Origin of the sequence: Dendronalium phyllosphericum CENA369, from assembly GCF_016056275.1 — a bacterium.
GTDB classification, from domain to species: Bacteria; Cyanobacteriota; Cyanobacteriia; order Cyanobacteriales; family Nostocaceae; genus Dendronalium; species Dendronalium phyllosphericum.
Window position 1 is genome coordinate 72,766 of record NZ_JAECZA010000289.1, and the last position, 17,118, is coordinate 89,883.

The window sequence follows — 17,118 nt, forward strand, 5'->3', positions numbered from 1 at the left end:
TCCAAATCTACCAATACACTTGCTGTATCTGTACTTATGGGCGCATCGATCGCGATCACCAGTGTTATTACGATCGCGATTATGAGTGTTTTTTAAGATAGCTTGAAAAAAAACAAAAAATTTTTAACACAAAACTTTATAAAACCTTGCTTAAAAATGAGCAGGGTTTTTGTTTTTGTTACAAATTAAAACAAATATTTTAGGACAACGGACTCTGAAAAAACACGGGGTCGGGAAAAAAGTGTTTCTTTCATTGATAACGGGTAGCGCGCTGCCCGTCGGATGCTTTCAAGCTCTTAATAGTGTATGTGTTTTTTGATTTGTTGTTAGCGCTTTTCGCTGCCGATCGCAGGCTTACATAGAACTTGTCGCATTCTTCGCATATTTGCAGGCAACTCCAAGTTCATAGCTTGTTGAACGAAAATAGAAGGTATCGGTATATTAGGCGTTGCTTGCACCTTATAAGCAAGCATTGTGCCATTACCACAATCGTGTAACTCTATATTGGCTGTAAAGTCTAAAAAAGTCCCTTTTTCCATGCGAAATTGAATTTGTTGCCCAATTACTTCCACAACGTTGAGGTAAATTTCAACTTGAGCCGTAAAAAATAAAAAGGCTTTTTGTGCTGCTTGATACAGACGTTTGACTTCACCTCTATGTAAAACTTCGCTTTTGGTGATGTCAGGAAAATATTGTACCCAACGAGGGTAATCAGTTAATTGCTGCCATACCTGCGATCGCACCAATGGCAAATACATACAGGCAGTAACAGCGCCACCCCAAGCTGTATGCGATTGCGTTTCCACCAAAATTTCACCCTGCATCAACAATCGTTGCTTGTCACGACTCAAAGCCATATCCGAACCTACAATAATTGAATTTGAAATATGAGACGCAGACATATTGATTTTAGTTACTCCTCACTGATTTACCTTCTCAGGTCGAAAAGGTTAAAACTGCCAACCATTAAATAGCAGCAAGTCCAACCCCATAAATTTTAGTCCCAGTCCAATATACACGCCGAAACCAATAATTTATTTAAAATAATATTCAAGATTTTTCCGTAAAATTATGTATTTCTTCTCACAATTTACAAAAACTATACTTAAGCAGTCCTCAAAAGAGCAGCACTTTTAAATGAAAAACTACGTCTGTAACAGCTAGAATGGCACAAACACGAACTGACACGCAAGATGTATTTAATTATATATTGTGGTTTTAGATAATTCTGTTTTTGGAGAGGATAATCTTTAGCTGTTGTTTGTCTTTTTTATACTATTAAACATCTGACAAAAACTTTATCTAATCAACATAAAAAGTAGTAAATTTAGAGTTGAGAGGGAAACGAAATGAAACAATCTTCCTTAAACCGGATATTAACCCAAGCATTTGGTGTATTTTTAGGCATTGGAATAGCTGTCTGGGTACTTAGAGGCTTTGGTATTCTCACATTTCTTCCAGGGGGAGTAATTTGGCTATTGTTACTAGGGGCGATCGCCATCGCCATTCTCAGTTACGTCCAAAGAACCTGGTGGCGTTTTTAATCTAGTAAGCGTTGAAATTAGCATATTGAAAATATTAACTAAGCAGCGACTGACAAATAAAAAATACTACTACGCAATCGTTAACAGTTATTAATCAACAATTCACCAGGATAAAGAAACATGGAAAAGTATGTTTGTAGTGTTTGTGGCTATGAATATGACCCAGAAGTAGGCGATCCAGATAGCGGAATAGAGCCAGGAACGCCTTTTGAAGAGATATCAGAAGATTGGGTATGTCCAGTTTGCGGGGCGACAAAAGATCAATTTGAACCAGCAGAAGTGTAAAAATAAGGGCTAGCCTAGAAAGTAGGTGCTATAGAAGAGACGTTTTTGAACTTGCTGCCGTTAAAAATTGTAATTATTGGGGGTGGGGCGGCTGGATTTTTTGGCGCGATCGCTTGTGCTGAAGTCAATCCTCACGCCCAAATCACTTTACTCGAAGCCAGTCGTCAACCACTGGCTAAAGTTCGCATTTCTGGTGGAGGACGCTGCAACGTCACTCACGCTTGCTTTGAACCAGCTGGGTTGGTGCAAAATTATCCCAGAGGCGGAAAGGCCCTGCAAGGAGCCTTCACTCGTTTTCAAGCAAAAGATACAATCACTTGGTTTGCTCTCCACGGAGTACCGCTAAAAACCGAAGCTGATGGCCGGATGTTTCCGATTACAGATAGTTCGGAAACGGTTGTGAATTGTCTGATGAATGCTACCAAAGCTGCTGGTGTAGAAATTTGGACGGCAGCCGCTGTTGTGTCAGTCAAGCGACTGCCGAGCAATCAATTTGAGATTATTTTGAAATCGGGAGAGATCGTAAAGTGCGATCGCTTACTGTTGGCAACAGGCAGCCATCCTATAGGCTATAAAGTAGCCCAAGAATTTGGCCATCAAATTGAACCGCCTGTACCTTCACTATTTACCTTCAATATTGTTGACCAACATCTGAGGGCTTTAGCGGGAGTTAGCGTTAACCCCGTGCGCTTGCGGTTGTCTTGTGGAAAGTCGCAACTAGAACAAACAGGGCCATTGCTAATTACCCACTGGGGCTTGAGTGGCCCGGCTGTGCTCAAGCTTTCTGCTTGGGGTGCAAGACTTTTGCACGAAAGCCACTATCAAGCCAAATTGTTAATCAATTGGCTGCCAGAATTACAGCAAGAACAAGTGCGAGAAAAAATCTTAGCAATAAAGACTGAATGGCCAAATAAAGCGATCGCATTACATCGTGGAGTCGATCTACCCCACCGCCTCTGGCAATATCTCATCGCTCGTGTAGATATTACCCTAGAAGACCGCTGGGCAGGACTATCTAATAAAACATTAAATCGACTGGTGCAAGAACTCACTCAAGGACAACATTTAATTGCTGGCAAAGGAGTTTTCAAAGAAGAATTTGTTACTTGTGGTGGTATTAACCTGAAAGAAGTTAACTTCAAGACGATGGAAAGTAAGTTAGTTCCCGGTCTTTACTTCGCCGGAGAAATTTTAGATATTGATGGCATCACCGGTGGTTTTAACTTCCAAAGTGCTTGGACAACAGGGTATCTAGCTGGTAACGCAATGGCAGCAATGTGAGTTCTGAGTGAGCGCTCCTGAGTACAGACGCGATTAATCGCGTCTGTCGATAGTCATTCTTCCCCTGTTTCTCCTGCTTTGCTCCTGCTACTGCCAACTGACAACTAACAAAAGATATGCCAAAATGACATAAATTTATGAATCTTCAATAGTATCCTGTTATATATTCTAAGAACTAGAAGGTAGAGTATAGGTCTTATTAAGTGTATATATTGCGTAATTCTCCATGTCCCGACAACCTGCTTTTGGCATAGCTTTAAGTACGCTTGTCCTTGCCAGTGGATTAATGACTAGTCCGATCCCAGGTCACAGTTCTACAAAACAAACCACTGACAATCTACCGCTATCGATTTCTTCCAGCGAAGTTGCTACATCAACAACTTTTCAAACTACTGCATTAGAGAAATCAGTTTTTGACCAAATTAATCGATATCGGGCTGCTAAAAAACTGCCTAAGTTGAAACTAAATGCAAATATTACTCGGCAGGCAAGGATTCATAGTCAAAATATGGCTAGAGGTAAAGTCCCATTCAGTCATCAAGGATTTGAACGGCGAGTCACAGTTATCCCCCTCCGCTTCAACAGTGCGGCAGAAAATGTCGCTTTCAATCAAGGATATAGCAATCCTGCAAGTGAGGCCGTTACTGGTTGGCTTGAAAGTCCCGGACATCTGAAGAATATTAAAGGTGATTATGACCTGACTGGAATTGGTGTTGCCGCTAATAAGCAAGGTGAAGTGTACCTAACGCAAATTTTTCTCCACAGTACTAATAACGGTAGTACTATTGCCCGAATTAAAAATGCTGTAAAAGGTACTAGGAACTAGGGATTAGGGATTGGAATTAAGAAAGTAAAGGAGATTTCTTTTCCCTTTAACATGCACTCCTTTTTCTCCTTCCTCGTCTTTCCATTACTTATTGCCTAGTTTGAGAGTGGCATTCTTGAGTCATCGAAAGCCTTATTTATTTTAGTCTTAGCGTACTAGATAGATTTATTTGCTGATTTTTTGCACAATAATGTAGTGTCTAACAAATAGAATTCAGAAGACAAGAGGAAAAATTTTTACTATGACTCTTGAATCCTGCTTATAAGACACTGCATTTATTTTGAAGTAATTCATGACATTACAAGATTTTCAGGTCAGCGATCGCGACCTTAGCGATGCTGCCCTCTATGATTATTTAAAATCCGAAGCGATCGCGGTCGATACTGAAACTATGGGGTTATTACCCCAACGCGATCGTTTGTGTCTCGTTCAGCTATGCAACACCGAAGGTAAAGTAACAGCAATTCGCATCACCAAAGGGCAAAAAGAGGCTCCAAACCTGAAAAAACTGCTAGAAGCAGCGAATGTCCTTAAGGTATTTCACTTTGCTCGTTTCGATGTTGCTACTTTGCGCTACAACCTAGGAATTAAAGTGCAACCCATTTTTTGTACCAAGATTGCTAGTAAATTAGCCCGGACTTACACCAATCGTCACGGACTTAAGGATGTAGTACAAGAACTCGAACAAGTAGAACTGGATAAAAGCGCTCAAAGTTCTGATTGGGGCAATGCTACCAATTTAACTGAAGTGCAACTTAGCTACGCCGCCAATGATGTACGCTACTTACTGAGCGTGCGCCAGAAGCTAATAGAAATGCTCAAACGCGAAGATCGTTGGGAACTTGCTCAAGAGTGTTTTCAAGTTCTACCAACGATAGTTTCCTTAGATATATTGCAATTCAAGGATTTATTTGAACATTGAGGGTGTTTGTCTTTTGTTAGTGGTCAGTTGTGAATTGTCATTTACTGCTGACTACTGACAATTATCAAATCTTATTGCTGATTTTGATTAGAGTCTTTAATGCCCTCTTTCAAATTATCACCTGCTTTTTCTAGGTTTTCTTTTACCTGAGAAGCGGCTTCACCTACGCGATCCTTGGCTTCTGAAGCGGCTTCACCTACGCGATTTTTGGCTTCTGAAGCTGCTTCACTCACACTATTTTTAACTTCACCAATGTCCTTTTTAATAGAGGTTCCAGACTTTGGCTGATTTTCCAAGTGATCCTTGACTCGATCTACTACATTGTAGTCATCTGCGCCGGCAGGAGTTCTAGATTCAATAATTCCTTCTGTTGGGCCGCCAATTGCCTTCCATCCACCCAAACCACCTTTAAGTTCTGATACATGCACAAATCCGGCGGAACGGAGCGATTGTGCGGCTTGAGCTGTTTGTTCTTCATTTGCACCGTAAACGTAAATGTCACGGCTTTTATCTATAGTTGATGAGGCTCGGTCTACTAAGTCATCAACGGGATAAGGTAAAGCTCCCATAATATGACCATCGTTATAGGTTTCGCGATCGCGCACATCAAGTATTGTAAAAGCTGGTTCGCCCCATTCCAAGCGAGACTTAAGCACATGAGCATCAGATTGTGCTTCGATTGGGGGCTGTTGAGGAATGATCCCGCCTAGGTTATTGCTACTCATACTCTTCCTAAATCGAATTACATTATTAGCAATTTAACGGACTTTAGTATATCTATTGCTCTTTCTCTGGGATGAATATTCTCAAAGTATCTCTGATGATAGATTTATTGCTTATCAGATTTTATCTATCTAAGCAATAGTCCAAAAAACATACTTTTATCACTCTATTTGCATAAATATTAAAGTTTAAATATTTATGTGAGAAAAGGCTAGATTTTTGCATTTTTTATCTCCGTAATCCCTAATAACAATGTTTCTTCTATTTCCTGACGTACTGATGGAGTCACATTTGCAGCACTATTGAGACAATCTACTAGTAATTTGTTGGCTTCATAATATTTTTGCAGCAATTCTATTTGCTGTTTATTGAACTGCCAATCATGACCAATATTCCGATATTTTATTAAGAGCGATCGCAATTGCTCGCCCCAAACTTTACCGTTAGCTTGCCACCAATAGCGAAATTGTCTGCAATAGTTTTCTATGGGAGGTAATTGCTTTTTTAGTTTTTGCATCTCTTGTTTAAATTCAGATTCCAAAACCAAGGCCAGAGCCTCATCAAAAGCTATACTCAGGGCATGAGCATGGTCTAGTACAAGGGCATCATTAAACGTCAGTTCAACGGCGAAGTCAAGTTCGCCAGCACATGTAAGAGTACTAGTTAGAAACTCATCAAGAGCAAGGTCAGAGTTAAAAGCAATGTTACCAACAAGAGCATATTCCAGCTCGTAGCTAGGAGTATGCACAAAGACATGATGTTGGCGGTAAAAGCTATCTTCATCTTCTGTTGTTAAAGAAGCTGTGCGAACGACATGGGCAAATAAAGATTCCGCAGGAGTACGCCTAACGCAAACTAAGTAAAATGCACGAATGGCGGCTGCTTTGTAATTGGTAGAGACTGAAATCGATTTCTCACTTAACCAAATTAAAAAATCCTGTATCTTACTATCGTTAGCTACTAATAAATCAATCTGACATTTCATTAAGCCTAAAATTTTATTAGCATTAGACAACATACTAACAGTCAGTAAAAATATATTGCGCCAGGATACTTCTGTAATATGAGAGACTAAATTTTTACACCCTCGATCTGGTGAATCTACAATATTTTTTGACACAAAATATTCATGCAGTGTCAGATGAGAAAAAGAGTAAATTCCTCGCGCCCGTTCTATTAATAAACCTTCTTGTAACTCAATTTGTTTTAGCACTACTTCACTAGCTTGCTGCAACTGAATTGCATCTATCTTGATATAAGATAATGTCTTGAGATATTGAATAGTGATTTGCTGGATTTGTGCTTGTGTAAATAAATAATTACCTTGCTCAAAAGTAATAGCAGCAATTTGAGAAAGGAGCTTTTTTTTAATGTTTATAGTCAAATTTAAGTAAACATTATGACGTTTTACACCTTTGGTTTCATCCCATCTAACTATTAAAATATTCAAGACTTGTTCGTATAATTTTGTTAAATCAGAAGGGAATTCGGCTTTTACTTGAAACACTAAGCAAATTAGATGCAACAAGATTGGTGTAATAGCTAATTCTCTAATTTGCTGATTTTCTGGAAGATTCAGTTGATGAATAAATAAATTACCTGTGGCTTCTCCATCTTCTTTAGACTTCCGAGCAACTGCAACAAACCATTTTTTGACAAAAGCTTCAACTTGTTCGTAGTTAAAATCTGCAATCTCAACTTCAGTAAATCCTTGAAATCTGTATTGTTGAGCGGCAATCCGACAAGCGATCGCAAATTGATTTTTATAATAAAATTGTGTAAATCTACGTATTTCTCTGAGAACTCGCTCTGAATTATCTGATGGCACTTCATCTAATCCATCTAGTAAAATCAAGGCTTTGCCCTCAGTCAGTATAGTTACAATCGATTCCTCTTCAATACTGCAACTGAGAAATTCTTGACTGATATATTTAAATAGATTTAGTTGATTGTTTTCTTGGACATCTTCGGCAAATTCTTTCAGCTTGATAAAAATTGCTATATGCTGCGGTTGAAAATTACCTTTGCTGCAAGCAAGGGCCAGATATTGTAAAAATGTAGTCTTACCCGATCCTGGCTTCCCCAACACCATCAGTTTCGAGTACCGCGACACAGCTTCTAACCCTGGTAATTTTCTTTGATGGCTGCCTCCTGGAAGTCGTTTAAAGTTGGACTCGTGGCTTAAATCTTGCATGAGGTCGGAAATCTCTAGCCATTGCTGACAAGTTAACTCTTCCAAGACGTTGACATGAGTGTAAATATCCAGCAAAGAGATTGCTTGAGCAATGTCTAACATTTGCAAAGTGCCGCATTGGTCTAGGATTTTGTCTTGGTACTGTTGGCGGATTTTTCGCACTAATGTATCAAGGTCAATACTTTTAGGCTGTACTTTAGTGGTTGCCTCAGTTACCATATCTTCAGGTAAACCAGCAACCTTTTGCCAAGATAGTCCTAGCTGTTGACAAATTTGCACAAAGCAACTGCGGGATACTGATTCACCTGCGAAAAACTTAGAAACTGGTTGACGTGTGATACCTAAAGCTGCTGCTAATTTATATTGACTTAGGGTTTTGTCAGTTAAAGCTGTTTTTGCTGCCTTAATGCCTTCTGGTGATGCTCTCAGTCCTTGACTCGCCATACCTTAACTGAAATTATCAAATTTCATGCAATATCTTTATATACATAGGTGAATGTACTTTACACCGAATACTCTTAAGCTCCTCAAACAGGCTTACCCGTCAAGTACATTGAAAATAAGCTGTTGTGCAAAAGTTATAGTTTGGACGTTATATATCTTTGTTATGAGCCAGTTGTTTAAAGTTTGTTAGCGTCAACTCAGTACAAGCTCTTTTTACTTAAGGAAATACAACTAAAAATTAAACTTTTCTTAAGTACGAAGATTTATAATAATACTATTAAAGACCAAAAACATACTAAAGTTATACAAAAGTTATACAGATGGTATGCATCACAATAGCTGAATTTTTGATAGATTTCATAGAAAATTTAAATGTAGCTAAGTACTACAGTGGCAATGTCTGGAGGCAAGCTGTTTGAAGTCTACGTACTCAACCAAGGTAGGCAAGAAGCAATCTTCTCAAGAAGCATATGCAGCTATTGACTCTTCTAGTACAGCCTTCGCATTAGCCGGACTGCAAAGTGGAAGCCTTGGGCAACACCTATGCTGAAGGTTGGGCTAACGTAGAGTAGCTATACGGACAGTGAATTGCCGGATTAACAATAGGCTAAAAGGTTATGGTAATGGTTCCCGCTACAAGTGCCAAAATTCTTGTTGTTGATGACGATTTTGGCGTTCGCAATTTGATTTATCGCTATTTAGGTCGAAAATATCAAATAGAGTCTGCGGCAGATGGTAAAACAGCACTATCATTGTTCGATCGCTTCAACCCAGCTTTAGTAATTCTGGATTGGAATTTGCCAGACACTAGTGGCTATCAGCTTTGTCAGGAAATGCAGAGTCGTACTAATGTTTTAGTAATGATCCTCAGCGGGCGGACTGCCGAAACAGATAAAATCAGTATCTTAGCCGCAGGTGCTGATGATTTTATGACCAAGCCGTTTAGCCTAGCAGAAGTTGAAGTTAGAGTACAAGCTCTTTTAAGACGTATCCGCAGCATTAACCCTTCTCCTACACAGCGCCTCGTCTTCAAACAACTAGCAATTAACCCGGATGGTCGAGAAGTAACGCTTAACGATAAACCTTTGACTTTAACAGCCTTAGAATTTAATATTTTACATTTTTTAGCAAGTCATCCAGGTCAGGCGTGGAGTCGTCCCCAGTTAATTCAAAAAATTTGGGGTTGCGACTACGTGGGAGATGGACGGGTAGTTGATGTACATATCGGTCAGCTTCGCAAAAAGATGGAAGTTGATACTAGCGTCCCAGAGTTTATTAAGACCGTTCGAGGCTACGGTTACAAGTTTGAACTGCCGGAATCGACTCCAGTTTAATTTTTAATATAGCGATCGCTAATAACAGCATTTCCTCAGAACCGACGTAATGGCATTTTTGGTTAAAAACTGATTCTTTCAACAGCTATAAGGTAACGAAAGTCACCCATAAAAGCAAGCGATCGCTCAAATTCTAGCTAAGTTTCCTACAATGGTGCAATGTTGGTACGGTAAGCAAAGGAATGCAGGATCTTTAATCAGATAAAATACGCTAAAATGCAAGCAGAGTAAGCATTCCTGCTCAGAAATACTTCATGCTTGAGAATCTGCAAACCCAACTTTATCAATTAGAACAATTTGCCAATACCCTAGTTGCTTACCAACTAACGCACCTCAGCTTGCTTAGTATCGGCATCATTTTTACAGCTGGCTTACTCACTAGCCTGACTCCCTGTATGCTTTCCATGCTGCCAATTACTATCGGCTATATCGGTGGTTATGAAGCAAAAAGCCGCTTAGAAGCAGCAGCTCAATCAACATGGTTTGCTTTAGGACTAGCAACTACACTAGCAGGGCTAGGCATCATAGCAGCTTTTGTCGGAAAAGTCTACGGCCAAGTGGGAATTGGTTTGCCGATTATCGTTAGCATCATCGCTATTCTCATGGGGCTGAACTTATTAGAAGCGCTACCTTTGCAATTTCCATCCCTAGGCGAAACGAATTGGATTTCCCAAGATTTACCAAAAGCAGTGCGTTCCTATGCCATAGGCTTGACTTTTGGGTTAGTGGCATCCCCTTGTAGCACACCTGTTTTAGCCAGCTTACTAGGTTGGGTTGCTAGTACGCAAGACTTAATTCTAGGCGCTGTTTTGCTACTGTCGTATACAGCAGGATATGTCGCCCCATTAATTTTGGCAGGTACTTTTACTGCTGGAATTAAAAAACTATTGGAATTGCGTCGCTGGTCTGGTTGGATTAATCCAGTTAGCGGGGCGCTGTTGGTAGGATTCGGTGTATTTTCCTTAGTTTCGCGGATTCCTTTGGGAAGTTTTTAATCAATGACAACAGAAAATTCAACGTCCATAGAATCAAGTTGGTGGTCAGTACCCGGACGATTCTTGCGGCGAGAGTTTTTGCCTGTACTGACAAATTTACAATTAGCGATCGCACTACTACTATTAATCGCTCTTTTTAGCGTCAGTGGTACTGTAATTGAGCAAGGTGAATCACCAGCATTCTATCAAGCAAATTACCCAGAACATCCCGCCTTGTTTGGTTTTCTGACTTGGAAAGTTATTCAAGTAGTTGGGTTAGACCACGTATACCGTACTTGGTGGTTTTTAGGATTACTAATCTTATTTGGTACTAGCCTAACTGCTTGTACCTTTACTCGCCAGTTACCAGCCCTAAAAGCTGCCCGTCGCTGGAAATATTACGAAGAACCGCGACAATTTCAAAAATTAGCTTTGAGTGCAGAACTAGAGAATGGTTCTGTAGATTCCTTAAAAGAAATATTACAAAAGCGTCGTTATAAAGTTTTTCAAGAACAAGACGGTATTCTCTACGCCCGTAAAGGAATAATCGGACGTATCGGCCCGATTGTAGTTCATGTGGGCATCGTCACTATTCTACTGGGGGGAATTTGGGGAGCGATGACAGGATTTGTTGCCCAAGAAATGGTAGCTAGTGGCGATACATTTCAGGTGAAAAATATTATAGATGCAGGGCCTTGGGCAGATTCCCAAGTTTTAAAAGATTGGTCTGTAAAAGTTAATCGTTTTTGGATTGACTATACTCCAACTGGTGGAATTGACCAATTTTATTCAGATATGTCTGTCTTGAATAATCAAGGACAGGAAGTAGATCGTAAAAAGATTTTTGTGAATCAACCCTTGCGTTATCGCGGCGTAACTTTTTATCAAACTGATTGGGGCATTGCTGCTGTTCAGATTCAATTCAACAATAGTCCCATTTTTCAACTGCCAATGGCATCACTGGATACCAAAGGCAGAGGACGTATTTGGGGAAGTTGGATTCCCACTAAACCAGATTTGAGCGCAGGTGTCTCGCTGATAGCCAAAGACTTGCAAGGCATGGTGTTAATTTACGATTCCACAGGTAAATTGGTTGATACTGTGCGTAAAGGAATGTCTACCCAAGTTAATGGTGTAACGCTGAAAATTCTCGATGTGATTGGCAGTACTGGGTTACAAATTAAATCCGATCCAGGTATACCTATAGTTTACTCAGGGTTTGCCGTGCTGATGTTGGGTACGGTGATGAGTTACTTCTCTCATTCTCAAATTTGGGCGTTGCAACAAGGCGATAAATTCTACGTAGGTGGTAAAACCAATCGTGCCCAAGTTGCTTTTGAACGAGAAGTTTTGGAAATTTTGGAACAAACGACTTCTCAGCTAGAAAGTGAGGCAGTTATAAGTGCAGAGTTAGGAGTTAAAAATCCATAAGAGGATGGGCAGATAGGAGCAATGGGGGATAGCGAACCCAAGAGATAGGGGAGGCAGTGCGTTGCGGAGGACAGTTGCGTGGGCGGGTTCCCCGACTTGAGCAAACTGTCCGTTGAGGTTTTCTCCGTTGTAGCAACTGCTGTGGATAAGAGTAATTTCTGCACCCGTCTTTTTCACCTCTGCCCCTCCGCCCCTTCAGCTTTCCCTGCTTTCGAGTTAATATGTCTGTTCAAATTCCATTCAAGCGCCAAGCTTGCTTTTTACCCCTAATTGTTCTTTCACTGAGTGTTACTTCCTGCGATGGACACTCTAGAAACACTAAGAATGTTTCGTTAGTTGGTGCTGGGGCAAGTTTTCCTGCGCCTTTGTACCAGCGTTGGCTTTTAGATTACAACCAGGAACATCCTAATGTGGAAATTAACTATCAATCGATAGGCAGCGGTGCTGGAGTGCAACATTTCATCAATGGTACTGTAGACTTTGCAGCCAGTGATGTTGCAATTACAAAACAACAAGCAGCTCAAATCAAACGGGGAGCAATTGCTTTACCCATAACTGCTGGTTCTATAGTGCTGGCTTACAATCTAAATGTATCAAATGGTCTGAAGCTACCTCGCCAAGTCTACCAAGATATCTTCTTAGGAAAAATTAAAAACTGGAATAATCCTAAAATAGCTTTAGCTAATCCGGGGTTGAACTTGCCTAATATACCGATTGTAGTTGTATATCGAACTGATGGTAGTGGCACTACAAGCGTGATGACACAACACCTGAGTGCTATCAGTCCGGAATGGAAAAGCAAAGTTGGTGCTGGGAAAGCTATAGCGTGGCCTGTGGGAATTGGGGCAAAGGGCAACGAAGGCGTTACCGCCCAGATTCAACAGATTCCAGGAGCTATTGGCTATGTGGAGTATGTCTACGCTACACGCAATAAACTATCTATGGCTGCTTTAGAAAATAAATCTGGTAGGTACGTCATACCAACACCAGAATCAGCAGCCAAAACTTTGGAAGCAGTGAAATTGCCCCCCGATAACTTGATTGCTTTTATCACCGATCCGATGGGCGCTCAGTCTTACCCCATTGTTACTTACACTTGGCTTTTAACTTATGAGCAATATCCAGATCCAGCTAAAGCCCAAGCATTGAAAAACTTTATTAACTGGGCTTTGACTAAGGGGCAAAAGTCTAGTTTAGAACTGGGATATCTTCCCTTATCTAAAAAAGTTGTGGTTCAAGTGCAGTCTGCGGCAAATAAGATTGCCAAATAATTGGAGACTGGGAATAAGGAACTTCCAAATAAATTCTCCCTTGTCCCCGCGTCCCCGCGTCAGTCTAAATGATAAGTCTTTAAACGGACATGATATTAGATGAGATCCTTCTGATGTCGCACTTCGATAACGGTATGAACGTTACCACGGGGGGTAAAGTCTGCTTTTACGATGACTTCTAAAGGATCGCAAGCCGCAACAAAATCATCCAAAATTTGATTTGCTGATTCTTCGTGGGAAATATAGCGATCGCGGTAACTGTTAATGTAAAGCTTAAGCGCTTTCAACTCCACTACCCGTTCGTTGGGCACATAGGTAATATAAATTGTGGCAAAGTCCGGATAGCCAGAAAATGGGCATTTACAGGTAAATTCTGGCAATGTAATGTTGATATCGTATCGCCTTCCCACACGCGGATTTGGAAATGTAATTAGTTCTCCTTCCGCAATCTCGCGTTCGCCGTATTTGATTTCTTGGGTTGGTAATTTGTTAGTTGTCATGTGTTAGTTGTCAGTTGTCGTACAGACGCGATGAATCGCATTTGTACAAGAGTTAATAGTCATTATTCTTCCTCATCTCCCTTATCTCCCCTAGCTCCCTCATCTCCCTCATCTCCCCCAGTTTCCCCTGCTCCTCTCCCTTTCTGCCTACTCCTGTTCCCAGTCTGGACAATTCTCATCATCCCATCCATGAGGATGCATGGCGCAAACTAACAAGTTACCACCATACACATGACCGTGGTAATTATTACAACCTATACAAGCAGCATTTTTTTCCGGCGTGGGTTCGATTGAATAGGGAAAGCCAGGATCTACATCTGCGACAAGGTCTTCTATTTCCCCATAAACTTCTAAAAGCGGTTCGGTAAAATCTTGTATATACTGGTCAATTTCCGTGGCAATGGTATTTTGAAATTGTTCGGTAAATTCTTCCGTGAGTTCAACAAAGCTTTCTACCATTTCACCCATACCCAGGAAGAAGCGCTCTACCTCATCAGCCACTGTTTCTACGATTTCCACTAAATCTTTTTGCCATTGTTCCATAAACTTGACGGCCTTACTGGCTATAAACAGGACGCTTAGTGCTTCCTGAACTAAAGCACTAGAGTACACCCTAGGCAATGTATATTATAAAGTTTTTGCGTGTCACGTTATGCCAAAATGCTGTTTGCTGCTGTATTCAAGATAAAAAGTTACTTTTTACTTGTCGTTTTGCAGTCGTCTTAATTCTTCTTGTAGCTCCACTACTCGATCGCGCAATTCAGTTACGTTTTCTTTTGAAGCTTTTTTCACCGTTGGTTCTTCGTCTTCCTCTAAGATTTCGATGCGACGAGGTTCAGAAGGAGGTGTTTTTTCAGGGGTTTCACCAGATGCTTGCTGCTGTTGAGCTTGCTTCATCATGTCTTCGACGAAGCGACGGGCTTCTTCTGTGTTCATTTCGCCCCGCGCCACCATTTCGTCTGCCAGTTTTTGGACTTGCGATCGCAGTTCTGCTAATTTCCCTCCTGCTTTTTCACCCGCATAGGAAGCTAAACCTACACCAAGGTAAAAAGCTTTTTGAACAATATCTCCAAAACCAGGCATTGCCGCTGAACGCTCCTAAAAATAGGGCGACCCGGAGACTACGCCTACCACAAGCATCCCGTATTGCTGCTACCTTCCGGTTCTGACAAAGTTTAGGCGTTGCAGTCGCATAGATCCAGGTCTATAAACAGCATAACATCAAATTTCCGTAAGTGTGTTATTCGACTACAATTTTCCATTCGTAAAGTTGATAGTTAACGCAGCCATTTTTTACTAGTGGGTCATCAGCTACAATTGCTTCTGCTTTGGCCATTGAAGCGGCTTCAAACAGCAACATGCCTCCACCGAATTGTGCCCAATAGCCTGACCGTGCTTTGTGTCCTTTGGCAATTAATTCTCGAACGTAGGCTTTGTGGGCAGGTACGTGTAAGTCAAAGGTGGATTTATCGACTTTACCTTCTTCAATTTTCACAAACCAAGGCATTTTGCTGGCAACCTCAAATGGGGACGCGGGGAGTGGGGGACGCAAAGACGCGGAGATAAGGGAGAAATTTTATGCTCCGTTATGAACGATAATTTATGGAGAACTGTATTGTAAATATAGTTGTAGTATTTTAATTCTTGTCTCGTAACTCCTTGGAATGAGCCGTTTTTTTATTGCCTTGCTACCGCCGCAGGACATTCAAGAGTACGCCAACCAAATCAAGCAGTACTTTGCTGAGAATTATGCTAGTCGCCACGCGCAAAAGTCTCCGCCACATGTGACACTGCAACCGCCTTTTGAATGGGTAGATAATAATGTGTCAGTTTTGGAAGCATCTTTGAGCGAGTTTGCTAGCAAACAAAAGTCATTACCTATGACACTTAGCGGGTTTGCGGCCTTTCCTCCTCGTGTCATATATATAGATGTAGTGAAAACTCCCGAACTGTTGAGCTTGCAAGCAGATTTAATGAATCATCTAGAAGCCAGCTTAGGAATTGTGGATGAAGTTGGGAAAAAGCGTCCTTTTGCACCACACATGACAGTTGCGTTTCGGGATTTAACGAGGCAGAACTTTAAAGCGGCTTGGCCGGAGTTTGAAAATCGGCAGTTGTATTTTGAGTTTACGGCTGACAAATTAACCCTGTTGATTCACGATGGTAGACGCTGGAATATTAAATCGGAGTTTGCATTTTTGTCTTAGAGTAGTTGAGCGATCGCTTTAAACTAAAAGAGCGATCGCATTTTGTTATAATCCTTTTTTCTGTTTTTTGTTTTGCAAGCTGCGAATTTTGACCAGCACTGGAATATATTGTTGAATTATCCAGGTTAACGCCTCAATGTTTGAATTACCTTGGTCAATGCGGATTTTAGCTTGGAAGCCAATTAGAAAGATTTGCAGACTCAGCAATAAAGCAATAGTTTTGCCGAGAATATCTTGACGCTTGCTTTGCATTTGTTTGTACCCCAAAGAGTTGATAGATACAGGTTCTCTTTGGGGTTGTGACCCTAATATCAATTCTGTATGAAGATGCGCTAAACCATATTGAAGTACAAGAAATAAGAAAGAGAAACGAACCGCAAAGGACGCAAAGGACACAAAGAAAAGAAGAAATGAAGTTAAAAGGGTTTGGCGCAGCCTTACAAAGAAATGGTATAACCCTAAGCAAATACCCTAATCTCGGTGAAAATGCTTTAAAATCTGGATTTAATAAGTCTGGTGTGGATGTGGGGCGATGGTGGAAATAATTCGTACCTCGGCTTCGCTCGGCAACCTAATTCGTAATTTAAGAGACTTAGATTTAACTTGCATCTATAGCCTGATTTTGGTCAATTGGTATAAGCAGATGCAGGATCTATAGTTTTAAGCGAAGTGCGATCGCCATTCTAAAAACTGCGATCGCCCAGATTAGTTTTTCCTACAGAATACTAAGCGATCGCATAACTCATTATCTCTGCTCTGAGCGCTTAGAAAGATATTCATCTATAGTCATTGACTTACCATCTCTATACTCAGCGCGAACTGCTTGAATTTCTGAGAGTGTTTGTGCATCATCTTCATACAATGCTTCTTCAGCTTCAAAAATTTGTTGCTCAATTAGCTCCTGAAGTTGACGTTTTTCTGTCAAATCAAAGGAAGATATTGCTTATGCTAAAACTTCCAAGGAGAGTTGTAGTTTCACAATAGCTGGCATTTTTTATCCTAGTGGGTGTGTTTTTTTCGTACTTTGACACCATTATGTTGATTTTAACGGCTACTGGGTATTGAGAAAACTCTTTCCCAATCTCTTTTACAAACTGCGATCGCCTACCCATCCAGTGTTATCGTCAAAAATATTAGGATTCCTCATCAACATCGCAACACTTATAAGTAATATTCTAATAT

The 17,118-nt window shown here is 40.7% G+C and carries 19 protein-coding genes, 1 other RNA gene and 1 pseudogene; 11 read left to right on the forward strand and 10 right to left on the reverse strand.

Annotated features, from left to right (window positions below):
* Positions 1 to 326 precede the first annotated feature (326 nt).
* On the reverse strand, positions 327 to 902 hold the full coding sequence (locus I8752_RS32020) for an SRPBCC family protein (protein ID WP_214436203.1): 576 nt from the start codon (positions 900 to 902) through the stop codon (positions 327 to 329).
* Between the two features lie 447 nt (positions 903 to 1,349).
* On the opposite strand from I8752_RS32020, the gene I8752_RS32025 reads away from it, so the two are divergent.
* The 5 genes from I8752_RS32025 to I8752_RS32045 all read left to right on the forward strand — a co-directional run bounded on the left by I8752_RS32025 (position 1,350) and on the right by I8752_RS32045 (position 4,858).
* The gene (locus I8752_RS32025; protein WP_214436204.1) at positions 1,350 to 1,544 is read left to right on the forward strand and encodes a hypothetical protein; all 195 of its coding nucleotides are present in this window, start codon (positions 1,350 to 1,352) and stop codon (positions 1,542 to 1,544) included.
* Between the two features lie 120 nt (positions 1,545 to 1,664).
* Positions 1,665 to 1,829, forward strand: coding sequence for a rubredoxin (rd, locus tag I8752_RS32030; protein WP_214436205.1), 165 nt, complete (start codon positions 1,665 to 1,667; stop codon positions 1,827 to 1,829).
* A gap of 51 nt (positions 1,830 to 1,880) precedes the next feature.
* Positions 1,881 to 3,110, forward strand: coding sequence for a BaiN/RdsA family NAD(P)/FAD-dependent oxidoreductase (locus I8752_RS32035; protein ID WP_214436335.1), 1,230 nt, complete (start codon positions 1,881 to 1,883; stop codon positions 3,108 to 3,110).
* A 226-nt stretch (positions 3,111 to 3,336) separates the two neighbouring features.
* Positions 3,337 to 3,936 carry a CAP domain-containing protein gene (locus I8752_RS32040; protein WP_214436206.1) on the forward strand — a complete coding sequence of 200 codons (600 nt, stop codon included), beginning with the start codon at positions 3,337 to 3,339 and terminating at the stop codon, positions 3,934 to 3,936.
* A 292-nt stretch (positions 3,937 to 4,228) separates the two neighbouring features.
* The gene (locus I8752_RS32045; RefSeq protein ID WP_214436207.1) at positions 4,229 to 4,858 is read left to right on the forward strand and encodes a ribonuclease H-like domain-containing protein; all 630 of its coding nucleotides are present in this window, start codon (positions 4,229 to 4,231) and stop codon (positions 4,856 to 4,858) included.
* 278 nt (positions 4,859 to 5,136) lie between these two features.
* Here the strand turns inward: I8752_RS32045 and I8752_RS32050 are convergent.
* Together I8752_RS32050 and I8752_RS32055 are read right to left on the reverse strand one after the other, a co-directional pair.
* Positions 5,137 to 5,583: pseudogene (locus I8752_RS32050) on the reverse strand (rhodanese-like domain-containing protein); the annotation flags it as partial.
* Positions 5,584 to 5,792: 209 nt separating this feature from the next.
* Positions 5,793 to 8,219, reverse strand: coding sequence for an NACHT domain-containing protein (locus I8752_RS32055; protein ID WP_214436208.1), 2,427 nt, complete (start codon positions 8,217 to 8,219; stop codon positions 5,793 to 5,795).
* Positions 8,220 to 8,836: 617 nt separating this feature from the next.
* Here I8752_RS32055 and I8752_RS32060 point away from each other — a divergent pair.
* From I8752_RS32060 to pstS, 4 genes are all read left to right on the forward strand, one after another.
* Positions 8,837 to 9,553 carry a response regulator transcription factor gene (locus I8752_RS32060; RefSeq protein WP_214436209.1) on the forward strand — a complete coding sequence of 239 codons (717 nt, stop codon included), beginning with the start codon at positions 8,837 to 8,839 and terminating at the stop codon, positions 9,551 to 9,553.
* Positions 9,554 to 9,807: 254 nt separating this feature from the next.
* Entirely contained in the window at positions 9,808 to 10,548 is a 741-nt protein-coding gene (locus I8752_RS32065) for a cytochrome c biogenesis protein CcdA (RefSeq protein ID WP_214436210.1), read from the forward strand.
* 3 nt (positions 10,549 to 10,551) lie between these two features.
* Positions 10,552 to 11,958 (forward strand): cytochrome c biogenesis protein, encoded by a 1,407-nt coding sequence (locus I8752_RS32070; protein ID WP_214436211.1) that lies wholly within the window; start codon positions 10,552 to 10,554, stop codon positions 11,956 to 11,958.
* 221 nt (positions 11,959 to 12,179) lie between these two features.
* Entirely contained in the window at positions 12,180 to 13,229 is a 1,050-nt protein-coding gene (pstS, locus tag I8752_RS32075) for a phosphate ABC transporter substrate-binding protein PstS (protein WP_214436213.1), read from the forward strand.
* A gap of 95 nt (positions 13,230 to 13,324) precedes the next feature.
* On the opposite strand, the gene queF is transcribed toward pstS, so the two are convergent.
* From queF to I8752_RS32100, 5 genes are all read right to left on the reverse strand, one after another.
* Positions 13,325 to 13,729 (reverse strand): preQ(1) synthase, encoded by a 405-nt coding sequence (queF, locus tag I8752_RS32080; protein ID WP_214436215.1) that lies wholly within the window; start codon positions 13,727 to 13,729, stop codon positions 13,325 to 13,327.
* A gap of 147 nt (positions 13,730 to 13,876) precedes the next feature.
* On the reverse strand, positions 13,877 to 14,272 hold the full coding sequence (locus I8752_RS32085; RefSeq protein WP_214436216.1) for a hypothetical protein: 396 nt from the start codon (positions 14,270 to 14,272) through the stop codon (positions 13,877 to 13,879).
* Positions 14,273 to 14,428: 156 nt separating this feature from the next.
* Positions 14,429 to 14,812, reverse strand: coding sequence for a phasin family protein (locus I8752_RS32090; RefSeq protein ID WP_214436217.1), 384 nt, complete (start codon positions 14,810 to 14,812; stop codon positions 14,429 to 14,431).
* A gap of 25 nt (positions 14,813 to 14,837) precedes the next feature.
* Positions 14,838 to 14,934, reverse strand: an RNA gene (gene ffs / locus I8752_RS32095) — signal recognition particle sRNA small type.
* A 35-nt stretch (positions 14,935 to 14,969) separates the two neighbouring features.
* Positions 14,970 to 15,236, reverse strand: coding sequence for a YciI family protein (locus I8752_RS32100; protein WP_214436218.1), 267 nt, complete (start codon positions 15,234 to 15,236; stop codon positions 14,970 to 14,972).
* Between the two features lie 157 nt (positions 15,237 to 15,393).
* Here I8752_RS32100 and I8752_RS32105 point away from each other — a divergent pair, with 157 nt between their 5' ends.
* Positions 15,394 to 15,936, forward strand: coding sequence for a 2'-5' RNA ligase family protein (locus tag I8752_RS32105; protein ID WP_214436219.1), 543 nt, complete (start codon positions 15,394 to 15,396; stop codon positions 15,934 to 15,936).
* A gap of 45 nt (positions 15,937 to 15,981) precedes the next feature.
* Here the strand turns inward: I8752_RS32105 and I8752_RS32110 are convergent, their stop codons facing one another.
* Positions 15,982 to 16,188 (reverse strand): hypothetical protein, encoded by a 207-nt coding sequence (locus tag I8752_RS32110; RefSeq protein WP_214436220.1) that lies wholly within the window; start codon positions 16,186 to 16,188, stop codon positions 15,982 to 15,984.
* Between the two features lie 47 nt (positions 16,189 to 16,235).
* On the opposite strand from I8752_RS32110, the gene I8752_RS32115 reads away from it, so the two are divergent.
* Entirely contained in the window at positions 16,236 to 16,481 is a 246-nt protein-coding gene (locus tag I8752_RS32115) for a hypothetical protein (RefSeq protein WP_214436221.1), read from the forward strand.
* Positions 16,482 to 16,681: 200 nt separating this feature from the next.
* Here I8752_RS32115 and I8752_RS32120 read toward each other — a convergent pair whose 3' ends face one another.
* Complete coding sequence (locus tag I8752_RS32120; protein ID WP_225896037.1) at positions 16,682 to 16,861, reverse strand: hypothetical protein; 180 nt, start codon at positions 16,859 to 16,861, stop codon at positions 16,682 to 16,684.
* Positions 16,862 to 17,118 lie beyond the last annotated feature (257 nt).